Here is a 22680-nt window from a genome sequence, read left to right as displayed (position 1 = left end):
CTCTGGTTTCAGAGAAACTCTTTTTTTTCTTGCTGCTGATGGTACTGTTGATAGACGTCGCGTTTGGACATATGCCGATCAGCCGCTGCCTGCTTTGCGGCTTCTTTTACGGAAAGGCCCTGCTCTTGAACATAATAGTCGACATGTTCGACAATCGACAGCGGCTGCCACCATGCCCCCTCCTCTTGCATGGCTTCATGTTCACCGCCGCGCGCCCCTTCGACAATGAGGCAAAATTCGCCGCGGATGTCCGCCGTCTCGGCCCAAGCAACCGCCTCGCTCAAATCGCCGCGGATGAATTCCTCAAACCGTTTCGTCAGCTCACGGCAAAGAGCAATGCGCCGTTCACCGAACACGTCGTACATGACAGAAAGCGTTTCTTTCAAGCGATGGGGCGCCTCATAAAAAATCAACGTTTCCCGCGCTGTTTTCAACGACAGCAGCTGCTCTCGTTTTTCTTTTTTCGACCGGTCCAAAAAACCGACGAACAAAAAACGCTCCGTTGGCAGCCCGGAGGCGACGAGCGCCGTCACTGCCGCGTTGGCTCCGGGAAGCGGCACGACGCGGCACCGTTCATCCAGTGCAGCAGCAACAAGCTCATAGCCAGGGTCGGAAATGCCGGGCATGCCGGCGTCGCTCACCAGCGCCACCGTTTTCCCTTCTTTCAGCCATTCGACAAGCTGCCGGCCGCTCGCATATTTATTGTGTTCATGGTAGCTGACGAGCGGCGTATGAATGTCGAAATGCGACAACAGCTTTTTCGTCTGCCTTGTGTCTTCCGCAGCGATCACGTCCGCCTCCCGCAGGATCCGCACAGCGCGAAACGTCATATCGTCCAAATTGCCGATCGGCGTCGGCACGATGTACAGCGTTCCTTGTTTATCTCGGTCAGCAAAGCTTTTTTGGTGCCAAAGCATCCGTCTCCCGCCCCTTTACGATGAAATGATGCCGTATAGAATGCGCTTCGTTTCTTCGGTATATTCATCATCCTCGCCATACACGATGAGCGGGGGCAACACTTTTAAGTCCGGGTTCGCATCTTTCATCCCCTCGATTAAAATCATGTTCGCTTCTTTGCCCGCTTTTGGATATACAAACCGAAGCCGTTTCGGCTCAAGCCGGTATCGGCGCATAAACGTCACAAGGTCGGACAGCCGTCCAGGCCGATGGACGAACGCCGCCTTTCCGCCTTGTTTCAGCAGCTGGCTGCTGACACGAACGACATCCTCCAGCGTGCAGTAAATTTCATGGCGGGCGATGGCAAAATGTTCATTTTTGCTTAGCTCCTCTCGGCCAACAGTCGGAAAATACGGAGGGTTGCATGTGACAACATCATACTGGCTGTAGCCGATGCGCTGCGGCGCCTCTTTAATGTCACCGTGTATGATTTCAATTTGTCCTTCAAGTCCGTTGTATGCGACGCTCCGCCTCGCCATGTCGCAAAGCCGCTCCTGAATTTCGATGCCGATAATCTTCCCCTTTGTCCGCCGGCTTAACAGCAGCGGGATGACCCCATTGCCTGTGCATAAATCGACAATCTTCCCCTTTTGAATCGGCATGTAGGCAAAATGGGCAAGCAGCACGGCATCAAGGGAAAAGGAAAACACAGACGGACTTTGGATAATGCGAAGCTCCTCATTGAGCAAATAATCGAGTCGTTCATCTGCGTACAATTCCACCATTTTGCGCACAATCCTCCATAGAAAAAAATAACCTTTCCGAAATGGAAAGGGGAGCACTGCCTTTATTTTTTGTTCAAAAACGACAAGCAAAACAAACAATCGCCTTCCGTGCGAACGCTTCCGTAGTGGACGTGGCAAATATGGAATCCTTCTTGGTAAAGGCGTGCCAAATTGTCATACCCTTCGCCAATGTCAAGCAGCTTTTTGCCCTGTTTCGTTTCTTTTTTCTTCTCCTCATCCCATGCTTCCGACATCTGCTCGAGCCGCCGGCGCAAATGGGCGTTTTCAATCTGCAGCTGATGGTTCTCCTCGAGAAGTTCTGATACGCGTTGCTTCAGCTGCACAAGCTCACGGTAAAAATGGCTCAGCTGCTCCTCCATATTGGCCACCAATTGAAACACTTCTTTTTTGTCTACCTTTTCCACATGGCCCCACCCCAAATTAATCTGCGACACGAATGGACAGCGTCCCGTTCTTCATCAGCTCATCGAGCGTATATTCAACGACCCGCCCGTGCTCCGGCAATTCGATCTGCAATACCCGCTCCAAAATGTTTAACCCGACGACTTTGCCAAAGCCATACGGCGTTTCGACATATTCCCCTAAATCAGGAAGTTGTTCTTTCGCTGTTTCGTACTCCTCGCTCTCATATTTTAAGCAACACATGAGACGTCCGCACAACCCGGAAATTTTCGTCGGGTTGAGCGATAAGTTTTGATCCTTCGCCATCTTGATCGACACCGGCTCAAAATCGCCAAGAAAGGTCGAACAGCAAAGCATGCGGCCGCACGGTCCAATGCCGCCAAGCATTTTCGCCTCATCGCGCACCCCGATTTGCCGCAGCTCGATGCGCGTCCGGAAAATCGAGGCCAAGTCCTTGACAAGCTCACGGAAATCGACGCGGCCATCGGCGGTGAAATAAAAGATGACTTTGTTGCGGTCAAACGTATATTCAACATCAACAAGCTTCATTTCCAGCCCGTGCTCTTCCACTTTGCGCAAACAAATGTCGTACGCCTCGCGCGCCGCTTTTTTATTTTCTTCAACGACCCATTTGTCTTTTTCGTTCGCGACGCGGATCACTTTTTTCAGCGGCAGCACCACATCGTTTTCATCGACTTGTTTATTGGCGACGACGACTTTTCCGTATTCAATGCCGCGTGCCGTTTCGACGATGACAAATTCGCCGACGGGAATGATGAAATCACCTGGATCAAAATAATAAATTTTCCCCGCTTTTTTAAAGCGGACACCGACGACAGTATACAACGCTCTCCCTCCTTTACCGCTTTAATTGAAGAACGAGCTGCTCCATCAACAGCGCCTGGCTCATGTTCGTTGTATTTAAACGCGCTTTCGCTTGCAAAATCGCTTCCATGCTGTCCAAAATCCGCCGCTGCGGGCAAGAAAGCGCCCACTGCTGCAGGCGGTCAAGATGGTCGCGATAGAGGGCGCCCTCGCTCCGTCCCACCTGAATATGCAATAAATCGCGGTATATATATAAAAGCAAATCGAGGCCAAGGTCAAGCTGGTGTTTTTCCGAAAAGTGCGGAACCACACGATCGTGGATGAAAAACAGCAACTGCAGCTCCGGTTTGCCGAGCATCTCATACAATTGTAGCACTAACGTTCGCGCATCAGCAAACCAACGGTCTTGACTGATCGCCAACGCCTCATCGTAGCTGTTCGTCACGTGGGCCGCCAGCAACGCCAACGAAGGCGGCACGCGCTCCTCCATGAGCCGGGCCGCGAGTTCCGCCGGCGGCAGCGGTCGGAAAGAAAGAACTTGACAGCGGGAAATAATCGTTCCTAACATTCGGTGATATTGCTCGGTCAACAGCACGGCCACCGTTCCCGGATGCGGCTCCTCCAGAAACTTCAGCAGGCTGTTGGCTGCGCTGGCTGTCATTTGATCGGCGTGCTCGACGATATACATCTTCTTATCCGACTCAACGGCTGTTTTTGTAAACTCTTGTTGCAGCCATTCGATTTGCTCTTTCTTGATCGACCCTCCATCCGGGCTGATCATCCGAACGTCCGGATGGTTGCCGGAATCGATGCGCCGGCAGTTGCGGCATTCCAAACACGGGGCGATTCCTGACGGGGACAAGCAAAACAAGCTTTTTGCCAACAACAAGCTAGCGGCTTTTTTTCCCGTCCCTCTCTGCCCTTCAAACAAGTACGCATGGGAAATCCGCCCTTTTTCAAGGCCGCTTTGCAGCATTTTCGCCGCCACCGGCTGATGCTTGGCCAGCTGCTCCCATCGCATCGCCATCACTCTCTCTCATTTCTTACCTTCTATTCTATCATGTTTATGGCAAATCATCACGGCCGGATTCATGGAAATCGCGCTTTGATCTTCCTTCCAGGCAGGCGAGCACTGCCGCGGCCGTCTCGTCAAACACGACATCGAGCGGCCGGCTCGCATCGATCACCACGATTCGGTCGGCAAACCGCTTGGCGAGCTTCCAGTACCCCTCCCTGACTTTCGTATGGAAAGACAACGCCTCGAGATCGAGCCGGTTGACCTCCCGCCCCGTATGTTTCCGAATCCGTTCGAGCCCGATTTTTGGGTCAAGATCGAAATAAATGGTGAGCGATGGCATATATCCATCAATGGCAAACTCGTTAATTTTCCATACCTCCTCAATGCCAAGCCCACGGGCAAACCCTTGGTAAGCCAACGAACTGTCCACAAACCGGTCGCAAAGAACAATGCGCCCCGCCTCAAGCGCCGGCACGATCTTCTCGAGCAAGTGTTGGCGCCGGGCCGCCGCGTACAGCAATGCTTCCGTCCGTCCATCCATTTCCGTATAATCGCGATTCAAAATAATGGCGCGAATCGCCTCGGCGATGCGCACCCCGCCCGGCTCCCTCGTCGCCATCACGTCAAATCCACGCTTGCGCAACAACGATTCGAGCTTGCCGACCATCGTCGTTTTTCCAGCCCCCTCCGGCCCTTCAAACGAAAAAAAATACCCGTTCATCGTTCACGGCATCCTTTCTCTCATTCGAGTTCATAGACGACCAGCTGCCCGTGCCTAAGCCGGCTCCCTCCTTGTATATGCGCCCGATGGCCGAGAAGACGGCGAATCTGCTCAATATGGCGCCCGTCAATCCGCTCCCCAACCCAAACGAGCGGCACCCCGGGTGGATACGGAATAACCGTTTCCGCCGCTATGCACCCTTCCGCCTCCTCGATCGCGACGGCTTTTGTCCGCACATGGCGCAACTCATCGTATGGAACCACCGTCGACATCGGAGGATGTACGCAAGGGATGAAGTCAAACGGCGGCGTTTCCTCAACCGGCAGATCGCGCCACGCCCATTTGATTTTCTCCGCCGCCTCCATCAACCGTCCAGTGGCAGCAAGCGGGCAAATGAGCAAAACATTGGAAGGATCAGCCAGTTCGGCAAACACTCCTTCTTCCTCAAGACGCCGCTGCAGTTCATAGCCCGTCAGCGAGCTGCGCGTCTGCACCGTCACCTTCAGCGGATCGGTTTGAACACCGGGCTGACGGGAGGAAACGACCGCCACCCCGCTAATACGATCAAGCGCTGTCTTAAATCCGTCAATTTCAGCGACAATCGCCGCGACATCGTCCACCGTCAGCTGAGCGACGTAGCGCCGCGCCAAATCGAGCGAGGCCATAATCGGGTAAGACGGGCTGCTTGACTGAAACAACTGCAAAAAATATTTCAACCGTTCAAGATCAACCCGCTCGCTGTTTACATGCAAAAACGCTCCCATCGTCATCGCCGGCAGCGTTTTATGCGCCGACTGGATAACGACATCGGCGCCGCAGGCAAGCGCTGACTGAGGAAACGGCGGGCCAGCCGCAAAATGGGCGCCATGCGCTTCATCAACTAGAACGGGAACGCCGCGTTCATGGGCAAAGCGGACGATGTCCGTTACATCAATAGACATCCCGTAATAGTTTGGATTGGTCAACACAACAGCCGCCGCATCGCGATGAAGCTCAAGCGCTTCCTTGACAGCTTCGGCACGAACATGCGAGGCGACGCGTACATCGCTGTCAAATTCGGGGGAAAGGAGAATCGGAGCCGCCCCCGCGATTTGCAGCGCATGCATCACTGACTTATGGCAGTTGCGCTGTACGATGACTTTCTGTTTATTTTTATCGCATACAGCGGCAATCATCGCTAAATTGCCCGCTGTTGACCCGTTGACAAGGAAAAATGTCTTAGCAGCCCCATACAGTTCAGCCGCCAATGACTGCGCCTCAGCGATAACCGATTCCGGATGATGCAAATCGTCAAGCCCCCCGATCTCCGTCGCATCAAGAGCCAGCAACGGCGCAAAAAATTCCGTTGCCTGCGGCGGAAACAACGCCCCATACTTATGCCCCGGCACATGGAAAGACACGGGGCGGCGGGCCCAATGCCGTGCCAATGCATCATATAAAGGAGTTTTCGCTTGATCCATCATGATCCTCTTTCCTAATCATCATTTACGAAGTGCAACGTCCGCATGCACCAAAAGTACACAGACACCCGATATGTATGAAGGCTGATGATTGGTTGAACCATCGGCCCCAAACGTGCTTTTTCCAAGATGAGAAACCTTTTCAAAACAGCTCTTCCCTTGCAGCCCAAAACACGGGTCGGCCGAAATCATTGTGTTTCGCCAGCCTGATGGGAAATGCTAAAAATAATATTAACATGAACCAGCCGGAAAGAAAATGAACAGACAGCGGCCGCCATTTTTCCCGAAGAAAAATAAAAACAGGCCCTGTACAGGCCTTCATGAGTAAATTTTCGACGCAACCATTTTCCGAAGCTTCTGCACATAAAATGCGTAATTTGGGTCATCCGTATTCGTTTGTACAATCGCTTGGTTGCAGTCAATACAAAGAAAATGGCCAAAAAGGAAAATGCCCTTCTCTTTTTCTTGCTCACAAACGAGACAAACTTTTTCACGTCGATTTTTCCCAATCACCGGCGCCCCCACGCTTTCCACCTCCCATTCTCTATGTTTCCCACACTGATAACATTCTATACTAGTAGACGATAAAGGGTAAAAAAAAGCACCCCATTGCGCGTTATGCACAATGGGGGGCTCTGTTTTCCGCCTAGCAGCGACCTACTCTTGCAGGGGCGCTGGCCCCAACTACCATCGGCGCTGGAGGGCTTAACTTCCGTGTTCGGGATGGGAACGGGTGTTTCCCCTCCGCTATCACCACTAGGCCATATGAGGTTGTCAGGAATTCGTTCCCTGAAAACTAGATAACCGTTTCAGGAAGAAGCCGGGACGCTTTCACTTTTCATTGTCTAGCTCCGGCTCGCCGCCGCTTTTCGCTGTCTAGTTCCGGCCGCCATCGGCTCGCGACGCTTCGGTCCTGCTGCGGCGGGCTAAGCCCGCTCGCAGGCCCTCCAGCGCGCCTCGCCGATAAGCAGGCGGCCTCCACTTTTCTTGTTAGGTTAAGCCCTCGATCGATTAGTATCCGTCAGCTCCACGTGTCGCCACGCTTCCACCTCGGACCTATCGACCTCGTCATCTTCGAGGGATCTTACCCGCCTGACGCGGTGGGAAATCTCATCTTGAGGGGGGCTTCACGCTTAGATGCTTTCAGCGCTTATCCCGTCCGCACATAGCTACCCAGCGGTGCCCCTGGCGGGACAACTGGTACACCAGCGGTGCGTCCATCCCGGTCCTCTCGTACTAAGGACAGCTCCTCTCAAATTTCCTGCGCCCGCGACGGATAGGGACCGAACTGTCTCACGACGTTCTGAACCCAGCTCGCGTACCGCTTTAATGGGCGAACAGCCCAACCCTTGGGACCGACTACAGCCCCAGGATGCGATGAGCCGACATCGAGGTGCCAAACCTCCCCGTCGATGTGGACTCTTGGGGGAGATCAGCCTGTTATCCCCGGGGTAGCTTTTATCCGTTGAGCGATGGCCCTTCCATGCGGAACCACCGGATCACTAAGCCCGACTTTCGTCCCTGCTCGACCTGTCCGTCTCGCAGTCAAGCTCCCTTGTGCCTTTGCACTCTCCGAATGATTTCCAACCATTCTGAGGGAACCTTTGGGCGCCTCCGTTACCTTTTGGGAGGCGACCGCCCCAGTCAAACTGCCCGCCTGACACTGTCTCCCACCCCGCTAAGGGGTGCGGGTTAGAATTTCAATATCGCCAGGGTGGTATCCCACCGCCGCCTCCACCGAAGCTGGCGCTCCGGCTTCCCAGGCTCCCACCTATCCTGTACAAGCGATACCAAAATTCCATATCAGGCTGCAGTAAAGCTCCACGGGGTCTTTCCGTCCTGTCGCGGGTAACCTGCATCTTCACAGGTAGTATAATTTCACCGGGTCTCTCGTTGAGACAGCGCCCAAGTCGTTACACCTTTCGTGCGGGTCGGAACTTACCCGACAAGGAATTTCGCTACCTTAGGACCGTTATAGTTACGGCCGCCGTTTACTGGGGCTTCGGTTCGCACCTTCGCTTCCGCTAAGCGCTCCCCTTAACCTTCCAGCACCGGGCAGGTGTCAGCCCCTATACGTCGCCTTTCGGCTTCGCAGAGACCTGTGTTTTTGATAAACAGTCGCTTGGGCCTTTTCACTGCGGCTCGTTCGGGCTCTTCACCCAAACGAGCACCCCTTCTCCCGAAGTTACGGGGTCATTTTGCCGAGTTCCTTAACGAGAGTTCTCCCGCGCGCCTTAGGATTCTCTCCTCGCCTACCTGTGTCGGTTTGCGGTACGGGCACCTCTTCCCTCGCTAGAGGCTTTTCTTGGCAGTGTGAAATCGGGGACTTCCGGATGACTCCGTCGCCATCACCGCTTGGCCTTACAATCCGCGGATTTGCCTACGGATCAGCCTTGCGGCTTGGACAGGCTCTTCCAGCCGCCTGCTCGCCCTATCCTCCTGCGTCCCCCCATCGCTCAAACGGGAAGGAGGTGGTACAGGAATCTCAACCTGTTGTCCATCACCTACGCCTTTCGGCCTCGGCTTAGGTCCCGACTAACCCTGAGCGGACGAACCTTCCTCAGGAACCCTTAGGCTTTCGGCGCAGAGGATTCTCACCTCTGTTTTCGCTACTCATACCGGCATTCTCACTTCTAAGCGCTCCACCAGTCCTTCCGGTCTGGCTTCAACGCCCTTAGAACGCTCCCCTACCGATGACCAACGGTCATCCCGCAGCTTCGGCGGCACGTTTAGCCCCGGTACATTTTCGGCGCAGAGTCACTCGACCAGTGAGCTATTACGCACTCTTTAAATGGTGGCTGCTTCTAAGCCAACATCCTGGTTGTCTTTGCAACTCCACATCCTTTTCCACTGAACGTGCACTTTGGGGCCTTAGCTGGCGATCTGGGCTGTTTCCCTCTCGACCACGGATCTTATCACTCGTAGTCTGACTCCCGGGCATAAGTCGTTGGCATTCGGAGTTTGACTGGGTTCGGTAACCCGATGAGGGCCCCTAGCCCAATCAGTGCTCTACCTCCAACACTCTCCATCCCGAGGCTAGCCCTAAAGCTATTTCGGGGAGAACCAGCTATCTCCAAGTTCGATTGGCATTTCACCCCTACCCACACCTCATCCCCGCACTTTTCAACGTGCGTGGGTTCGGGCCTCCAGCCGGTGTTACCCGGCCTTCACCCTGGACATGGGTAGATCACCTGGTTTCGGGTCGACGACGACGTACTTTTCGCCCTGTTCAGACTCGCTTTCGCTGCGGCTCCGCCTCTTCGGCTTAACCTCGCACGCCATCGTCACTCGCCGGTTCATTCTACAAAAGGCACGCCATCACGCATGAACGCGCTCTGACTACTTGTAGGCACACGGTTTCAGGTTCTCTTTCACTCCCCTTCCGGGGTGCTTTTCACCTTTCCCTCACGGTACTGGTGCACTATCGGTCACTAGGGAGTATTTAGCCTTGGGAGATGGTCCTCCCTGCTTCCGACGGGATTTCCCGTGTCCCGCCGTACTCAGGATCCGCTCGGGAGGGAACGAAGTTTCGACTACAGGGCTGTCACCTTCTCTGGCCGGCCGTTCCAGACCGGTTCGTCTACCCCGTTCCTTTCTCACTCCCACAATGAGCGGTCCTACAACCCCAAGAGGCACGCCTCTTGGTTTGGGCTGTTCCCGTTTCGCTCGCCGCTACTCAGGGAATCGCGTTTGCTTTCTTCTCCTCCGGGTACTAAGATGTTTCAGTTCCCCGGGTGTGCCCTCCATGCCCTATGGATTCAGGCATGGATACTGCCCCATTACGGACAGTGGGTTCCCCCATTCGGACATCTCCGGATCAACGCTTGCTTACAGCTCCCCGGAGCGTTTCGGCGTTTGCCCCGTCCTTCATCGGCTCCTAGTGCCAAGGCATCCACCGTGCGCCCTTTCTAGCTTAACCTACAGCGCTCTCGGCTTCTTCCTTATTGTCTAGCGTCGGCTCGCCGCCGCTCGGGGTCAAATAACCTTCGCCTTCCGGGTGCAAGCACCCTTGCAGGCGAAGAACATTTGCCCATCGCGGCGAAACGCTCGCCTCCGCTTTTCCGGTTATCTAGTTTTCAAGGAACGAATCAAGAAAAGTGGTGGAGCCTATCGGGATCGAACCGATGACCTCCTGCGTGCAAAGCAGGCGCTCTCCCAGCTGAGCTAAGGCCCCGCAACCGATGGGCCTAAGTGGACTTGAACCACCGACCTCACGCTTATCAGGCGTGCGCTCTGACCAGCTGAGCTATAGGCCCATGGAGGGAAAGTTCCCTCAAAACTAAACAAAACGACAAGCGTCATTATAATCAAACCGGAAAAGTTTGTCAATACATCCTTAGAAAGGAGGTGATCCAGCCGCACCTTCCGGTACGGCTACCTTGTTACGACTTCACCCCAATCACTTGCCCCACCTTCGGCGGCTGGCTCCCGTAAGGGTTACCTCACCGACTTCGGGTGTTGCAAGCTCTCGTGGTGTGACGGGCGGTGTGTACAAGGCCCGGGAACGTATTCACCGCGGCATGCTGATCCGCGATTACTAGCGATTCCGGCTTCATGCAGGCGAGTTGCAGCCTGCAATCCGAACTGAGAGCGGCTTTTTGGGATTCGCTCCCCCTCGCGGGTTCGCAGCCCTTTGTACCGCCCATTGTAGCACGTGTGTAGCCCAGGTCATAAGGGGCATGATGATTTGACGTCATCCCCACCTTCCTCCGACTTGTCGCCGGCAGTCCCTCTAGAGTGCCCAACCGAATGCTGGCAACTAGAGGCGAGGGTTGCGCTCGTTGCGGGACTTAACCCAACATCTCACGACACGAGCTGACGACAACCATGCACCACCTGTCACCCTGTCCCCCCCCGAAGGGGGAACGCCCAATCTCTTGGGTTGTCAGGGGATGTCAAGACCTGGTAAGGTTCTTCGCGTTGCTTCGAATTAAACCACATGCTCCACCGCTTGTGCGGGCCCCCGTCAATTCCTTTGAGTTTCAGCCTTGCGGCCGTACTCCCCAGGCGGAGTGCTTATCGCGTTAGCTGCAGCACTAAAGGGTGTGACCCCTCTAACACTTAGCACTCATCGTTTACGGCGTGGACTACCAGGGTATCTAATCCTGTTTGCTCCCCACGCTTTCGCGCCTCAGCGTCAGGTGCAGGCCAGAGAGCCGCCTTCGCCACTGGTGTTCCTCCACATCTCTACGCATTTCACCGCTACACGTGGAATTCCGCTCTCCTCTCCTGCCCTCAAGTCCCCCAGTTTCCAATGACCCTCCACGGTTGAGCCGTGGGCTTTCACATCAGACTTAAGAGACCGCCTGCGCGCGCTTTACGCCCAATAATTCCGGACAACGCTCGCCCCCTACGTATTACCGCGGCTGCTGGCACGTAGTTAGCCGGGGCTTTCTCGTGAGGTACCGTCACCGCGCCGCCCTCTTCGAACGGCGCTCCTTCGTCCCTCACAACAGAGCTTTACGACCCGAAGGCCTTCTTCGCTCACGCGGCGTCGCTCCGTCAGGCTTTCGCCCATTGCGGAAGATTCCCTACTGCTGCCTCCCGTAGGAGTCTGGGCCGTGTCTCAGTCCCAGTGTGGCCGGTCACCCTCTCAGGCCGGCTACGCATCGTCGCCTTGGTGAGCCGTTACCTCACCAACTAGCTAATGCGCCGCGGGCCCATCCGCAAGTGACAGCCCAAAGGCCGCCTTTCAACCGAAGACCATGCGGTCTTCGGTGTTATCCGGTATTAGCTCCGGTTTCCCGGAGTTATCCCGGTCTTGCGGGCAGGTTGCCCACGTGTTACTCACCCGTCCGCCGCTGACCAAACAAGAGCAAGCCCTCGTTCGGTCCGCTCGACTTGCATGTATTAGGCACGCCGCCAGCGTTCGTCCTGAGCCAGGATCAAACTCTCCAAAGAAAGTTGATTGGCTTTTGCTTCGGCCAATGCGGCCGAAGTTTTTTTTGACGCTTGCGTTTTGTTTAGTTTTCAAGGAGCTTTCAATTTAGTGTTGTGCACTTTTATTATTATAATTACTGTTCAATTCGCTGTCAACATGTTTTTTATGGACAGCGACGTTTATTAATATACTTTATATCTATACAAAAGTCAATAGTTTTTCATAAAAAAATGAAAAGGCATTTTGACTAGATGATGCCTTTTCATTATGAATCATGACAGAATATATTGGTCAATCACAATTAATGCCGCAGCCCCTGGAAGGCCAAGAAATCCGCAAACGAGCGAGGTGATAAGATTAATCGGAATATGAATGCTGAACTGCCCGCCGATCGCGTTAATGGCAAACAGCGCCAGCGCCCCGACGATCAGGCGGATAGCGGCATGGCCGATAAAGCGAAGCGCCTTAAGGCGGGCGCCAACAACGAGCAACACGGCAATGAGCGCCGACAATACGGTAATCACCACTTTCGGCTCCAACGTTTCATGCCCCCTTCTATGCTTGTACTACAAGCATATGCACCTTGGGGGAAAAAAGAACAAAAAAGGAAGTCAACGCACTTCCTTCAGTGTAACACGACGGTGCTTCGCTTCGCGGAGAAGAAAAAAATACTTGGCCTCCGCCAGTTGGAGCGCGCTCAGCACCTCTCGAGACGGGTCAACGCTTTTTTCAATGAGCTGTTTTTGTTCAAACCACTCCGCTCTTGCTTGTTGCAGTTCGGCCATCAACTTTTCGTCAAATTGTCTTTTTAACTTCCCCTTCCGCCGCCATAACAAACCGATCCCCACCTTCTTTCTCTCTACAGTTCGCGGCGTCCTTCCAACGCTTTTGACAACGTCACTTCGTCCGCATATTCCAAATCGCCGCCTACCGGCAAACCGTGGGCGATGCGGGTTACCTTGATTCCTGTTGGTTTGAGCAGGCGTGAGATATACATCGCTGTCGCTTCCCCTTCAATGTTCGGGTCAGTCGCTAAAATCACTTCTTGGATCGTCTCATCCTGCAGCCGCGCCAGCAGCTCGGCGATCTTAATGTCCTCCGGACCGATGCCTTCCATCGGAGAAATGGCTCCATGCAGCACATGGTACAAGCCATTGTATTCTTTCATTCTCTCCATAGCGATGACATCTTTCGGGTCTTGGACAACACAAATGGTCGTCCGGTCGCGCCGTTCGTCTTTGCAAATGTAGCACGGGTCCGCATCTGTAATATGCCCGCAAATCGTGCAATAATGAATATGCCGCTTTACGTCGACGAGCGCTTTGGCGAATTCAAGCACAACGTCTTCTTTCATCGCCAGCACGTGAAACGCGAGGCGGGCGGCCGTTTTTGGACCGATTCCGGGCAATTTCATAAAACTGTCAATCAGTTTGGATAACGGTTCTGGATAATGCATAGCTTCCCCCTAGAACAGCCCTGGAATGTTGAGTCCTTTCGTAAACTGCCCCAACATATCGTTGGCCAGCTCATCAGCTTTTTTGAGTGCATCGTTTGTCGCTGCCAAAACTAAATCCTGGAGCATTTCAATATCGTCCGGGTCAACGACTTCTTCTTTAATTTTCACTTCTAAAATTTGTTTATGGCCGTTGGCGATGACCGTTACCATGCCGCCGCCTGCCGTGCCCTCCACTGTTTTTTCTGCCAGCTCTTCCTGTGCTTTTTGCATTTCTTTTTGCATCTTCTGCATTTGCTTCAGCATTTTTTGCATATTTCCCATTCCGCCACGCATCATGGTTGGCATCCTCCTTCAATTCGTTTATTCTTTGATTTCAATCAATTCCTCGCCAAACAGCCGTTTCGCTTCGGCGATCAACGGGTCTTCCTGGATTTTTTCCGCTTTCGCTTCTTTGCTGCGGATAAATTCTTCCCTTATTTTCCCCCATTCCTCTTCCGGAATGGCGATCATTTCAAAACGGCGGTTCGTCAGGTCAAATAAAATTGCTTCGACATTTTCCTTGACCGAACTCGCCGGGTCGGTCGCCATCTTGCAGTGAATTTCATACTTAAACTTTAACACAAATGCTGAAGCGCTTGCTGCGACCGGTTCACTCTCCTGCAAGAGAGCGGCGTGCGACACTTTATGCTGCCGCTTCAGCGCATCAAGTACGTCGGCCCAACGGCCTTTCACCAAGGTTAAGTCTTCATGCGTCGCCTGCTTCAACAATTCGTAAATGCGGCCGACCGGTGCTTTATATCCCCCGGTTTTCACCGCTTTCGCCGTTTTTTTCGCAGAAGGCGCCTCCGGCGGAACGGCAGGCGCCTGCTCTTTTAGGCGGCGCAGCTCGATTTCCAGCGTTTCAATCCTCTTGATCAATGGCCCAAGTTCAGAAGCGGTCGGCGATGGAGCAGCAGCCGCTGGCTGATGGCAAAGCTTGACGAGCGCCACTTCGAGGAGAAGACGCGGGTGGTTCGTCCACTTCATCTCCTGCTGGCTTTTGTTCAACAGCTCAATCGCTCCGTACAAATCGGAAAGAGGAATCGCTTCCGAAAGCGAGGTGAACGCTTCGTCAACGACCGCAATTTGGATGGCTCCTTCCACATGAGGGGCCGTTTTGTACAGCAACAAGTCGCGATAATACAAAATCAAATCTTCAACCAAACGATTCGGATCTTTTCCTTGCGCCATCATTGCTTCAAACTGTTGCAAAACAGCCGCTGTATCTTTCCGATGAATGGCGGCAATGAAATCAGCCAACGCGGCAAATGATGCCGCTCCGGTCATCGCCAACACGTCATCAAGCCGAAGCTTCCCATCGCTGAATGAAATCGCCTGGTCAAGCAAACTGAGCGCGTCGCGCATCCCTCCATCGGCAGCGCGGGCGATAGCCGACAGCGCCTCGTCGGATGCTTCTACGCCCTGGGCGTTCGCCACATATTTCAACCGCGAAACGATGGAGGCCAGCGGGATGCGGCGAAAATCGAACCGTTGGCAGCGGGAAATGATCGTCGCCGGGATTTTATGCGGCTCGGTGGTGGCCAAAATGAAAATGACGTGTTTGGGCGGTTCCTCAAGCGTCTTCAACAACGCGTTAAACGCGCCGATTGACAGCATGTGCACTTCGTCGATAATGTACACTTTATAACGAACCGAGGTCGGCGCAAATTTCACTTTTTCACGGATGTCGCGGATTTCGTCGACGCGGTTGTTGGAAGCAGCGTCAATTTCCAACACATCGGGAATCGTTCCGTTTGTAATGCCGAGGCAAGCGGGACATTCATTGCACGGCTCGGCCGCCGGGGCCTGTTCACAGTTGACCGCCTTGGCGAACACTTTCGCCGCGCTCGTTTTGCCTGTCCCACGCGGTCCGGAAAATAAGTAGGCATGCGATATTTTATGTTGAAGCAGGGCGCTTTGCAACGTTTTCGTCACGTGTTCTTGGCCGACCATGTCCGCGAAACGCTGCGGCCGAAAAACACGGTATAACGCTTGGTATGCCACGGAAAACGGCCCTCCTCTTCCTCTCATCTCCACTATTATATAACGTTCTGCCCTATTTTAAAATAAAAAGAGGCTGTCCCAAAAGATCGTCTCTCTATGTAAAAGAGATACAATATGATCGTGTTGCCGAAGCAAATTGCCTCTGCATCTTGTCAATGAAGAAAGGGTGTCCCATTGCTTTTGGGACACCCTCTTGCTGCTTATGTAAGGCCGTGCACCTTCTGTCGATTAGCTGCCCCGAGCGTTGCTCAAGCAGTTGGCTCAGCCCAGGCGCCCCCGCGGCACATGGGAGCATCCGCTTACTGCTGCTTCCTTCCGGACCTGACAGGGTTCACGGAATCCCATTGCGCGGGACCCAGACGTCAACACCACTTACTTGAGACAGGCCTCACAACAGACTAACCTCGAGAAGGGATTCAGCCTCGCTAGAGCGGATTGCGAGTACAGGGCACCGCTACCTCCCCGCTTAGCACGGCACTATCAGTATAGCGCGTTTATAGGGAAAATGCAATGTACACAGGCCGAATTTTAGTTGGAACTTCCGCCAACATTTCTCTTTTGTTCGCGCAATCGGCGGAAAAAACCGCTCAGCAGCGCCCCACACTCCTCCGCCAACACGCCGCTTGCAACCTCAGCCTGGTGGTTGAACCGGTTTTCCTGCAATAAGTTCATTAACGTCCCGGCGCATCCCCCTTTTGGGTCGCTAGCTCCAAATACGACCCGCTCAATGCGGGAAAGAACGATGGCCCCCGCGCACATGGCGCACGGTTCAAGCGTCACGTATAACACCGCCCGTTCAAGCCTCCATGAGCCGGTCACCCGGCACGCTTCGTCAATGGCCAAAACCTCCGCATGGGCGATCGCGCGCTGTTCCGTTTCCCGTAAATTATGGGCGCGGGCGATGACGCGGCCGTCTTGAACGATGATGGCCCCGATCGGCACTTCGCCGATCCGTTCAGCTTTTTTTGCTTCTTCAATCGCCAACTTCATGTAATACTCATCGTTGCTCATCATATACCCCTTTGCACAAACGGTCATTTCTCTTTCTTTTCCATCATAAAATATGGAGAATGAAGACGCAACTAGGAGGTCAAGCGATGCAGATCCATGTCGTACAGAGAGGACAAACGTTAAGCGGGATCGCTAAAGCATATGAAACGACGGTCGAGGACATTGTTCGGGCGAACAAGCTGCCAAATCCCGACCGTCTTGTCGTCGGTCAGGCGCTCGTGATTCCGATCGTCGGTCGTTTTTATTGGGTGCAACCCGGAGACAGTTTATGGTCGATTGCCCGCCGGTTTTCCATTCCGATGCAGCGTCTCGCGGAAGTGAACCGCCTCTCGTTAAATGCGCCATTGCGGGTCGGCCAGCGTCTTTACATTCCGCCCGGAGCCAAGCGGAGAGCGGAGTTTAACGCCTATATTGAACCGCGCGGTGCGACCGTCAGTCCGGCGTTGGAAGCAAGCGCCCGCGAAGCCGCTCCACATTTAACGTATTTAAGTCCCTTTTATTTTGCCATTCGGCGCGACGCGACATTGCAAGAGCCGCCGCTTGACGACTTTCCGGATATTGCCCGCGCCAACCGCGTCACGCTCGTGATGGTTGTCGCCAACATTGAAAACGGGCAGTTCAGCGACGAGCTGGGCGCGCTTATTTTGACGAATGAAACGCTGCAAAATCGTCTACTCGACAACATTGTCGCCACCGCCAGACGGTATGGCTTCCGCGACATCCATTTTGATTTTGAATATTTGCGCCCGGAAGACCGTGAGGCGTATAATGCGTTTTTGCGCAAAGCGAAACGGCGATTTGAACGGGAAGGATGGATGATGTCGACCGCCCTGGCGCCAAAAACGAGCGCCACCCAGCGCGGACGTTGGTACGAAGCCCATGACTACCGCGCCCATGGACAAATTGCCGACTTTGTCGTCATAATGACGTATGAGTGGGGCTACAGCGGCGGTCCGCCGATGCCGGTCTCCCCCATCGGCCCTGTCCGCCGTGTCCTCAAGTACGCCGTCTCGGAAATGCCTCCCGGAAAGATTTTAATGGGGCAAAATTTGTATGGTTATGATTGGACACTGCCGTACGTACCGGGCGGACCGTACGCCCGCGCCATCAGCCCGCAGCAGGCCATCGCCCTCGCCGCGAAGTATAACGTCGCGATTGAATACGACACCGAGGCGCAGGCGCCGCATTTTCGCTACCGCGATGAAAACGGGCGCGAGCACGAAGTATGGTTTGAGGACGCCCGCTCCATTCAGGCAAAATTCAATCTCGTGAAAGAACTTGGCCTGCGCGGAGTCAGCTATTGGAAACTGGGCTTCGATTTCCCGCAAAACTGGCTGCTCCTTTCCGACCAGTTTGCAGTCGTCAAAAGATAAGGCCGCCCGCGCCAAAGAGATAAAAAAACCCGCCTTTCTCCCGGCGGGTTTTTTTAGGGCTGGAAACGGCGATTCCGATCAGCCGTTCCAGATGACAATCTCCTCTTATGCGCGTCAGTACTGTTCTTTATCGCTTTGGCAGAGAAGCATTCGAGGCCGGCATCCGCCGCCTCTTTTTCTCCGTCGCCAACGTCATTCACTATAACACGGCTGCCGGGAAAAGTCAACCAACGATTTTAACGGATGACGTCCCGGTTGCCCATGTATGGGCGGAGCGCCTCTGGGATGATGACCGATCCATCTTCTTGCTGGTAGTTTTCCAAAATAGCGGCGACCGTTCGGCCGATGGCCAACCCTGAGCCGTTTAACGTGTGCACGTATTCCGGTTTCGCTTTCGGATCGCGACGGAAGCGGATGTTGGCGCGGCGAGCTTGGAACGCCTCAAAGTTGCTGCACGATGAAATTTCCCGGTACGTGCCGTAGCTTGGCAGCCATACTTCAATATCGTATGTTTTCGCTGCTGAAAAGCCGAGATCACCCGTGCACAAGGCGACAACGCGGTACGGAAGCCCGAGCCGCTGCAAAATCGTTTCCGCCTGCCGTGTCAATTTTTCCAGTTCCTCGTATGAATCTTCCGGTTTGACAAACTTAACAAGCTCCACTTTGTTGAACTGATGCTGACGGATGAGCCCTCTTGTGTCGCGGCCGGCCGAACCAGCTTCAGCGCGGAAACAGGCGCTGTACGCTGCATAGTAAAGCGGCAAATCATCTGCAGATAAAATTTCATCGCGATGCAAGTTCGTCACCGGCACTTCCGCTGTCGGAATGAGAAAATAGTCTTCGCTGTCCAAATGAAACGCATCCTCGGCAAATTTCGGCAATTGCCCGGTTCCAATCATGCTTGCCCGGTTCACCAAATAGGGGGGCAGTACTTCTTCATAGCCGAATTCATCGAGATGGATGTCAAGCATAAAGTTGATTAACGCCCGCTCAAGCCGGGCGCCCAACCCTTTATAAAACACAAACCGGCTTCCTGTCACTTTAGCCGCCCGCTCAAAATCAAGCAGACCAAGCTGGTCGGCGATATCCCAATGCGGTTTCGGTTCAAACGAAAACGAACGCGGCTCCCCCCATCTCCGCACTTCGACATTGTCCTCTTCCGACTGGCCGACCGGTACGGATTCATGCGGAATATTTGGAATCGATAACAACAGGGCGTTGAGTTCCTCTTCCAGTTGGCGAATGTGCTCATCCATTTGCTTAATGCGGTCGCCGACTTCGCGCATTTGGACGATCAGCGGCTCCGCATCCTTTTTCTCGCGCTTAAGGGCGGCAATTTGCTGCGACACATCATTGCGTTTGCTTTTTAGCTCTTCCACCTCAGCAATCAAACGGCGGCGTTCTTTGTCCAACTGTTCAAACCGGTCGATGTTCGCCAAATCTCCGCCGCGCTGCATTAGTTTTTCTTTCACTTCTTCAAACTGGGCGCGCAATATTTTCACATCCAGCATGGCTTTTACCTCCTTTTCCATTCAATATTATACATAAAAAAGCCCCCGTCCCCAAAAGGGACGGGAGCGACCCCGCGGTGCCACCCTTATTGAAGGCTTGCGATGCCTTCCCTTTTTGCCGTTCACGGCGGCTACCGAAAACGCCTACTGACCCGCTTTGGCGTTCAACGTTTTGCTCGAGGATGGATTCACAGGCGCTTCCTGCCAGTTTGCACCACCCACCGGCTCTCTGAAAGAAAGGGGGTCTGCTGCTTGTTCCTCTCATCGCTTTCGCTTGATCACTTTACTTAAGGCTTGACGTCATTTTCGCTTCTTTGACCATGTTGAGAAAGTATTGCATCAATCGATGATCGTCGGTCAACTCTGGATGGAACGAGCAACCAAGAAACTGGCCTTGCCGGGCCGCGACAATGCGGTCATTGTATGTCGCGAGGACATCGACCCCGTCGCCGACCTCGACAATGTGCGGAGCACGGATGAAGACGCCGACAAACCCGTCGCCAACCCCCTTGATCGACAGCTCCGCCTCAAAGCTTTCCCGCTGCCGCCCAAACGAGTTCCGCTCGACCGTAATATCCATCAGGCCTAAGTGAGGCTCATCATACCCGACGATTCGTTTCGCCAGCAAAATGAGCCCAGCGCATGTCCCAAACATCGGCTTGCCATCAGCGGCAAATTGCTTCAATGGCTCCATCAATCCGTACCGGTCCATGAGGCGCCGCATTGTTGTGCTTTCGCCGCCCGGGAGCACGAGTCCGTCGAGTCCCGAAAGCTGCTCCGGTTTCTTCACGACGACCGCCTCGGCGCCGCACGCCTCGATGGCGCGGACATGTTCCTGCACAGCTCCTTGCAGTCCAAGTACACCTATTTTCATTGTGATCTTGCTCCTTTGTCCGGCTTACCAGCCTCGTTCTTGCATCCGATGCTCCGGCAGCAGTGTCGCGACATCGATGCCGCGCATTGCGCCGCCCAGCCCTTTCGATAGATGGGCGATCAGCTCATAGTCTTCATAATGAGTCGTCGCTTCAACGATCGCACGAGCGTATTTTTCCGGATTTTCCGATTTAAAAATGCCCGAACCGACGAAGACACCGTCGGCGCCTAAGTGCATCATGAGCGCGGCGTCAGCTGGTGTCGCGACACCGCCAGCGGCGAAGTTGACGACCGGGAGGCGGCCAAGCCGTTTGATTTCACGCAGCACTTCAACCGGAGCCCCAAGCTGTTTCGCCTCGGCGACAAGTTCGTCTTCGCTCATGCTGACAACTTTGCGGATTTGCGCGTTGACTTTGCGCATATGGCGAACGGCCTCGACGATGTTTCCTGTCCCTGGCTCCCCTTTTGTCCGCAACATCGATGCCCCTTCAGCAATGCGGCGGGCGGCCTCTCCTAAGTCGCGGCAACCGCATACAAATGGGACCGTAAACTGCCGTTTGTCAATATGGAACTCTTCATCAGCCGGCGTCAATACTTCACTTTCGTCAATATAGTCGACGCCGAGCGCCTCAAGGACGCGCGCTTCCACATAGTGCCCGATGCGCACTTTTGCCATGACTGGGATTGATACAGCGTTCATCACTTCTTCAATGATCGTCGGATCAGCCATGCGCGCGACACCGCCAGCGGCGCGAATGTCTGCCGGGACGCGCTCGAGCGCCATGACTGCGACAGCCCCTGCCGCCTCAGCAATCTTCGCTTGCTCCGCATTGACGACGTCCATAATGACGCCGCCTTTTTGCATTTCCGCCATGCCACGTTTGACGCGGTCTGTACCTGTCAATGCCAACGTTGATTCCCCCTGTTCCTATCCTTATGCTTTGCTATATACGCAAAAGGATGATTCCACCGTTTCATTTTACCTCAATTTTTACAAAAATCACAATGGAAAAAAGCTCCCCTTAACCGGGGAGCAGCGTTACAACCAACCTTTCACCGTTTTGGCAACGCTTGTCCATAAATCAGCAAACAGTCCGCCAATCGCACGCATCGAGAGAACGAACCAGTTGGCTTTCTCCACCTCGGTTGTCGTAACGAGCGGCACCCGGATGTTTTTTTGCATGTCCGGGCTTAAGAACGCGAGCGAGTCATTGCCTTTGTATTCAAGCGTCATATATCCGACCGTCTCTCCTTTTTTCAACGGAGCGATCAATTTTCCTTCTTTCGTCATTTTTTTCTGATCCAATACATAAACCGGCTTGTACTGTTTTTCCTCGCCATTTTTGATGAGCAGAGACAGCTTTTTCGCCGTTGCGACGCGAACTTCTTTTTCCTTCCCTTTCACGACTGGAATCGTCTCTTTCCCCTTCAGCTGATACCCTTTCGGATAGAGCGTTTGGAGCGAGTATTGATGAAATCCATAGTTAAATAGTTTTTCTGTCTCCTTAAAACGCGCCTCTTTCGTCGTTTTTCCGCTTGCATCCTTGGCATTCATCACGACGGAAATTAGACGGACGCCGTTCCGCTTCGCCGTCCCGGTGAAACAGTTGCCGGCAAATTCCGTATAGCCGGTTTTCAACCCGTCTACCCCTTCGTATCCGTACACAAGCCCTGGTAGCATCCAGTTCCAGTTGTCCATTTTAATTTCGTCCTCTGTTCCTCCTCGGAACATTTTATGGGGAATGCTCGCCGTTTCCAGCACCTCTGGATGGTCTTTCAGCAGCCGGTAGGCAAGGGTGGCCATGGCTCGCGCAGACATGACATTTTCCTCATCCGAGTTTGTCCCTTCCAGGTAGAATCTTTTTAAGTCTTCGTTGCTTAACCCTGTCGCATTCACGAATTTATAATCTTTCAACCCGAGCTGTTTCGCTTTTTCATTCATCATTTTCACGAAATTTTTCTCTGACCCAGCAATGATTTCCGCAATCGCGACCGTAGCCCCATTGGCCGAATAAATGGCCATTGCCTCGTACAGTTCGCGCACTGTATACTTGCCATCTTTGCGCAGCGGAACGTTGGACAGCGCCCGGTCTTGCGACAACCGGTACACATACTCACTCGGCGTATACGTCTGATCCCACTTGACACGTTTCGCCTTAACGGCGTCAAGAAGCAAATACTCGGTCATCATTTTTGTCATGCTGGCAATGCCAAGCACCGTATCAATGTTTTTCTCATATAAAATTCTTCCCGTCTTCGCGTCCACTAAAATCGCGGCGTCCGCCCGGATGTCAAGCGGAGCGCTTTCCGCCTTCGCCATCTGTTGAAACGGCCATAGTGTTAAGCAAAGACAAACAGACAGCAGCCAAAACAACCACTTTCGTTTCCTCTTCACATCGAAAC

19 protein-coding genes, 2 tRNA genes, 3 rRNA genes, 1 other RNA gene and 1 other annotated feature are annotated in these 22680 nt (G+C 53.8%); of the genes, 1 reads left to right on the top strand and 24 read right to left on the bottom strand.

What is annotated here, in order from left to right; translation table 11 throughout:
- Positions 1-8: 8 nt before the first annotated feature.
- The 20 genes from rsmI to tadA form a co-directional block, all read right to left on the bottom strand.
- A complete protein-coding gene (gene rsmI, locus QSJ10_RS00195) occupies positions 9-917 on the bottom strand; it encodes a 16S rRNA (cytidine(1402)-2'-O)-methyltransferase (protein WP_053532411.1) in 909 nt (302 codons plus the stop codon).
- Positions 918-932: 15 nt separating this feature from the next.
- Positions 933-1682, bottom strand: coding sequence for a tRNA1(Val) (adenine(37)-N6)-methyltransferase (locus tag QSJ10_RS00190; protein WP_044746533.1), 750 nt, complete (start codon positions 1680-1682; stop codon positions 933-935).
- Between the two features lie 62 nt (positions 1683-1744).
- Positions 1745-2062: a DNA replication initiation control protein YabA gene (yabA, locus tag QSJ10_RS00185; RefSeq protein WP_044746534.1), complete on the bottom strand. Its 318-nt coding sequence runs from the start codon at positions 2060-2062 to the stop codon at positions 1745-1747.
- Positions 2063-2123: 61 nt separating this feature from the next.
- Positions 2124-2951: a PSP1 domain-containing protein gene (locus tag QSJ10_RS00180; RefSeq protein ID WP_033009010.1), complete on the bottom strand. Its 828-nt coding sequence runs from the start codon at positions 2949-2951 to the stop codon at positions 2124-2126.
- A gap of 13 nt (positions 2952-2964) precedes the next feature.
- Entirely contained in the window at positions 2965-3957 is a 993-nt protein-coding gene (gene holB, locus QSJ10_RS00175) for a DNA polymerase III subunit delta' (RefSeq protein WP_033009012.1), read from the bottom strand.
- Between the two features lie 37 nt (positions 3958-3994).
- On the bottom strand, positions 3995-4669 hold the full coding sequence (gene tmk, locus QSJ10_RS00170; RefSeq protein ID WP_033009015.1) for a dTMP kinase: 675 nt from the start codon (positions 4667-4669) through the stop codon (positions 3995-3997).
- 20 nt (positions 4670-4689) lie between these two features.
- Positions 4690-6129, bottom strand: a complete 1440-nt coding sequence (locus QSJ10_RS00165; protein WP_033014214.1) for an aminotransferase class I/II-fold pyridoxal phosphate-dependent enzyme — start codon at positions 6127-6129, stop codon at positions 4690-4692.
- A gap of 318 nt (positions 6130-6447) precedes the next feature.
- Positions 6448-6654 (bottom strand): sigma factor G inhibitor Gin, encoded by a 207-nt coding sequence (locus QSJ10_RS00160; RefSeq protein WP_033009017.1) that lies wholly within the window; start codon positions 6652-6654, stop codon positions 6448-6450.
- A gap of 119 nt (positions 6655-6773) precedes the next feature.
- Positions 6774-6890: ribosomal RNA gene (rrf, locus tag QSJ10_RS00155) — 5S ribosomal RNA — on the bottom strand.
- A gap of 230 nt (positions 6891-7120) precedes the next feature.
- Positions 7121-10048, bottom strand: a 23S ribosomal RNA gene (locus tag QSJ10_RS00150).
- Positions 10049-10227: 179 nt separating this feature from the next.
- Positions 10228-10303, bottom strand: a tRNA-Ala gene (locus tag QSJ10_RS00145).
- A gap of 8 nt (positions 10304-10311) precedes the next feature.
- Positions 10312-10385, bottom strand: a tRNA-Ile gene (locus QSJ10_RS00140).
- 84 nt (positions 10386-10469) lie between these two features.
- A 16S ribosomal RNA gene (locus QSJ10_RS00135) occupies positions 10470-12030 on the bottom strand.
- Together the 16S, 23S and 5S rRNA genes with 2 tRNA genes alongside form the textbook arrangement of a ribosomal RNA operon.
- A gap of 252 nt (positions 12031-12282) precedes the next feature.
- On the bottom strand, positions 12283-12549 hold the full coding sequence (locus QSJ10_RS00130) for a pro-sigmaK processing inhibitor BofA family protein (RefSeq protein ID WP_049625376.1): 267 nt from the start codon (positions 12547-12549) through the stop codon (positions 12283-12285).
- Positions 12550-12621: 72 nt separating this feature from the next.
- Complete coding sequence (locus QSJ10_RS00125) at positions 12622-12846, bottom strand: YaaL family protein (RefSeq protein WP_033008840.1); 225 nt, start codon at positions 12844-12846, stop codon at positions 12622-12624.
- Between the two features lie 23 nt (positions 12847-12869).
- On the bottom strand, positions 12870-13466 hold the full coding sequence (gene recR, locus QSJ10_RS00120; RefSeq protein WP_033008839.1) for a recombination mediator RecR: 597 nt from the start codon (positions 13464-13466) through the stop codon (positions 12870-12872).
- 9 nt (positions 13467-13475) lie between these two features.
- A complete protein-coding gene (locus QSJ10_RS00115) occupies positions 13476-13799 on the bottom strand; it encodes a YbaB/EbfC family nucleoid-associated protein (RefSeq protein WP_375153663.1) in 324 nt (107 codons plus the stop codon).
- Positions 13800-13826: 27 nt separating this feature from the next.
- Positions 13827-15509: a DNA polymerase III subunit gamma/tau gene (dnaX, locus tag QSJ10_RS00110; RefSeq protein WP_053532452.1), complete on the bottom strand. Its 1683-nt coding sequence runs from the start codon at positions 15507-15509 to the stop codon at positions 13827-13829.
- A gap of 210 nt (positions 15510-15719) precedes the next feature.
- Positions 15720-15984: signal recognition particle sRNA large type (gene ffs, locus QSJ10_RS00105), an RNA gene on the bottom strand.
- Between the two features lie 53 nt (positions 15985-16037).
- Entirely contained in the window at positions 16038-16520 is a 483-nt protein-coding gene (tadA, locus tag QSJ10_RS00100; RefSeq protein ID WP_033014223.1) for a tRNA adenosine(34) deaminase TadA, read from the bottom strand.
- Between the two features lie 86 nt (positions 16521-16606).
- Between tadA and QSJ10_RS00095 the strand changes: the two genes are divergently transcribed.
- Complete coding sequence (locus QSJ10_RS00095; protein ID WP_053532451.1) at positions 16607-17893, top strand: glycoside hydrolase family 18 protein; 1287 nt, start codon at positions 16607-16609, stop codon at positions 17891-17893.
- Positions 17894-18129: 236 nt separating this feature from the next.
- Here QSJ10_RS00095 and serS read toward each other — a convergent pair whose 3' ends face one another.
- From serS to QSJ10_RS00075, 4 genes are all read right to left on the bottom strand, one after another.
- Positions 18130-19404: a serine--tRNA ligase gene (gene serS, locus QSJ10_RS00090; RefSeq protein ID WP_033014225.1), complete on the bottom strand. Its 1275-nt coding sequence runs from the start codon at positions 19402-19404 to the stop codon at positions 18130-18132.
- A gap of 53 nt (positions 19405-19457) precedes the next feature.
- Positions 19458-19678, bottom strand: a binding site (T-box leader).
- A gap of 9 nt (positions 19679-19687) precedes the next feature.
- Positions 19688-20278, bottom strand: coding sequence for a pyridoxal 5'-phosphate synthase glutaminase subunit PdxT (pdxT, locus tag QSJ10_RS00085; RefSeq protein ID WP_033008825.1), 591 nt, complete (start codon positions 20276-20278; stop codon positions 19688-19690).
- A gap of 24 nt (positions 20279-20302) precedes the next feature.
- Complete coding sequence (gene pdxS / locus QSJ10_RS00080) at positions 20303-21187, bottom strand: pyridoxal 5'-phosphate synthase lyase subunit PdxS (protein ID WP_033008824.1); 885 nt, start codon at positions 21185-21187, stop codon at positions 20303-20305.
- Positions 21188-21316: 129 nt separating this feature from the next.
- Complete coding sequence (locus tag QSJ10_RS00075; protein ID WP_053532450.1) at positions 21317-22672, bottom strand: D-alanyl-D-alanine carboxypeptidase family protein; 1356 nt, start codon at positions 22670-22672, stop codon at positions 21317-21319.
- Between the last annotated feature and the right edge of the window lie 8 nt (positions 22673-22680).

This window comes from Geobacillus stearothermophilus ATCC 12980 (genome assembly GCF_030369615.1).
Taxonomy (GTDB): domain Bacteria; phylum Bacillota; class Bacilli; order Bacillales; family Anoxybacillaceae; genus Geobacillus; species Geobacillus stearothermophilus.
Note: the sequence above shows the minus strand (reverse complement) of the source record. Positions and strands in the feature narration are given on the sequence as shown.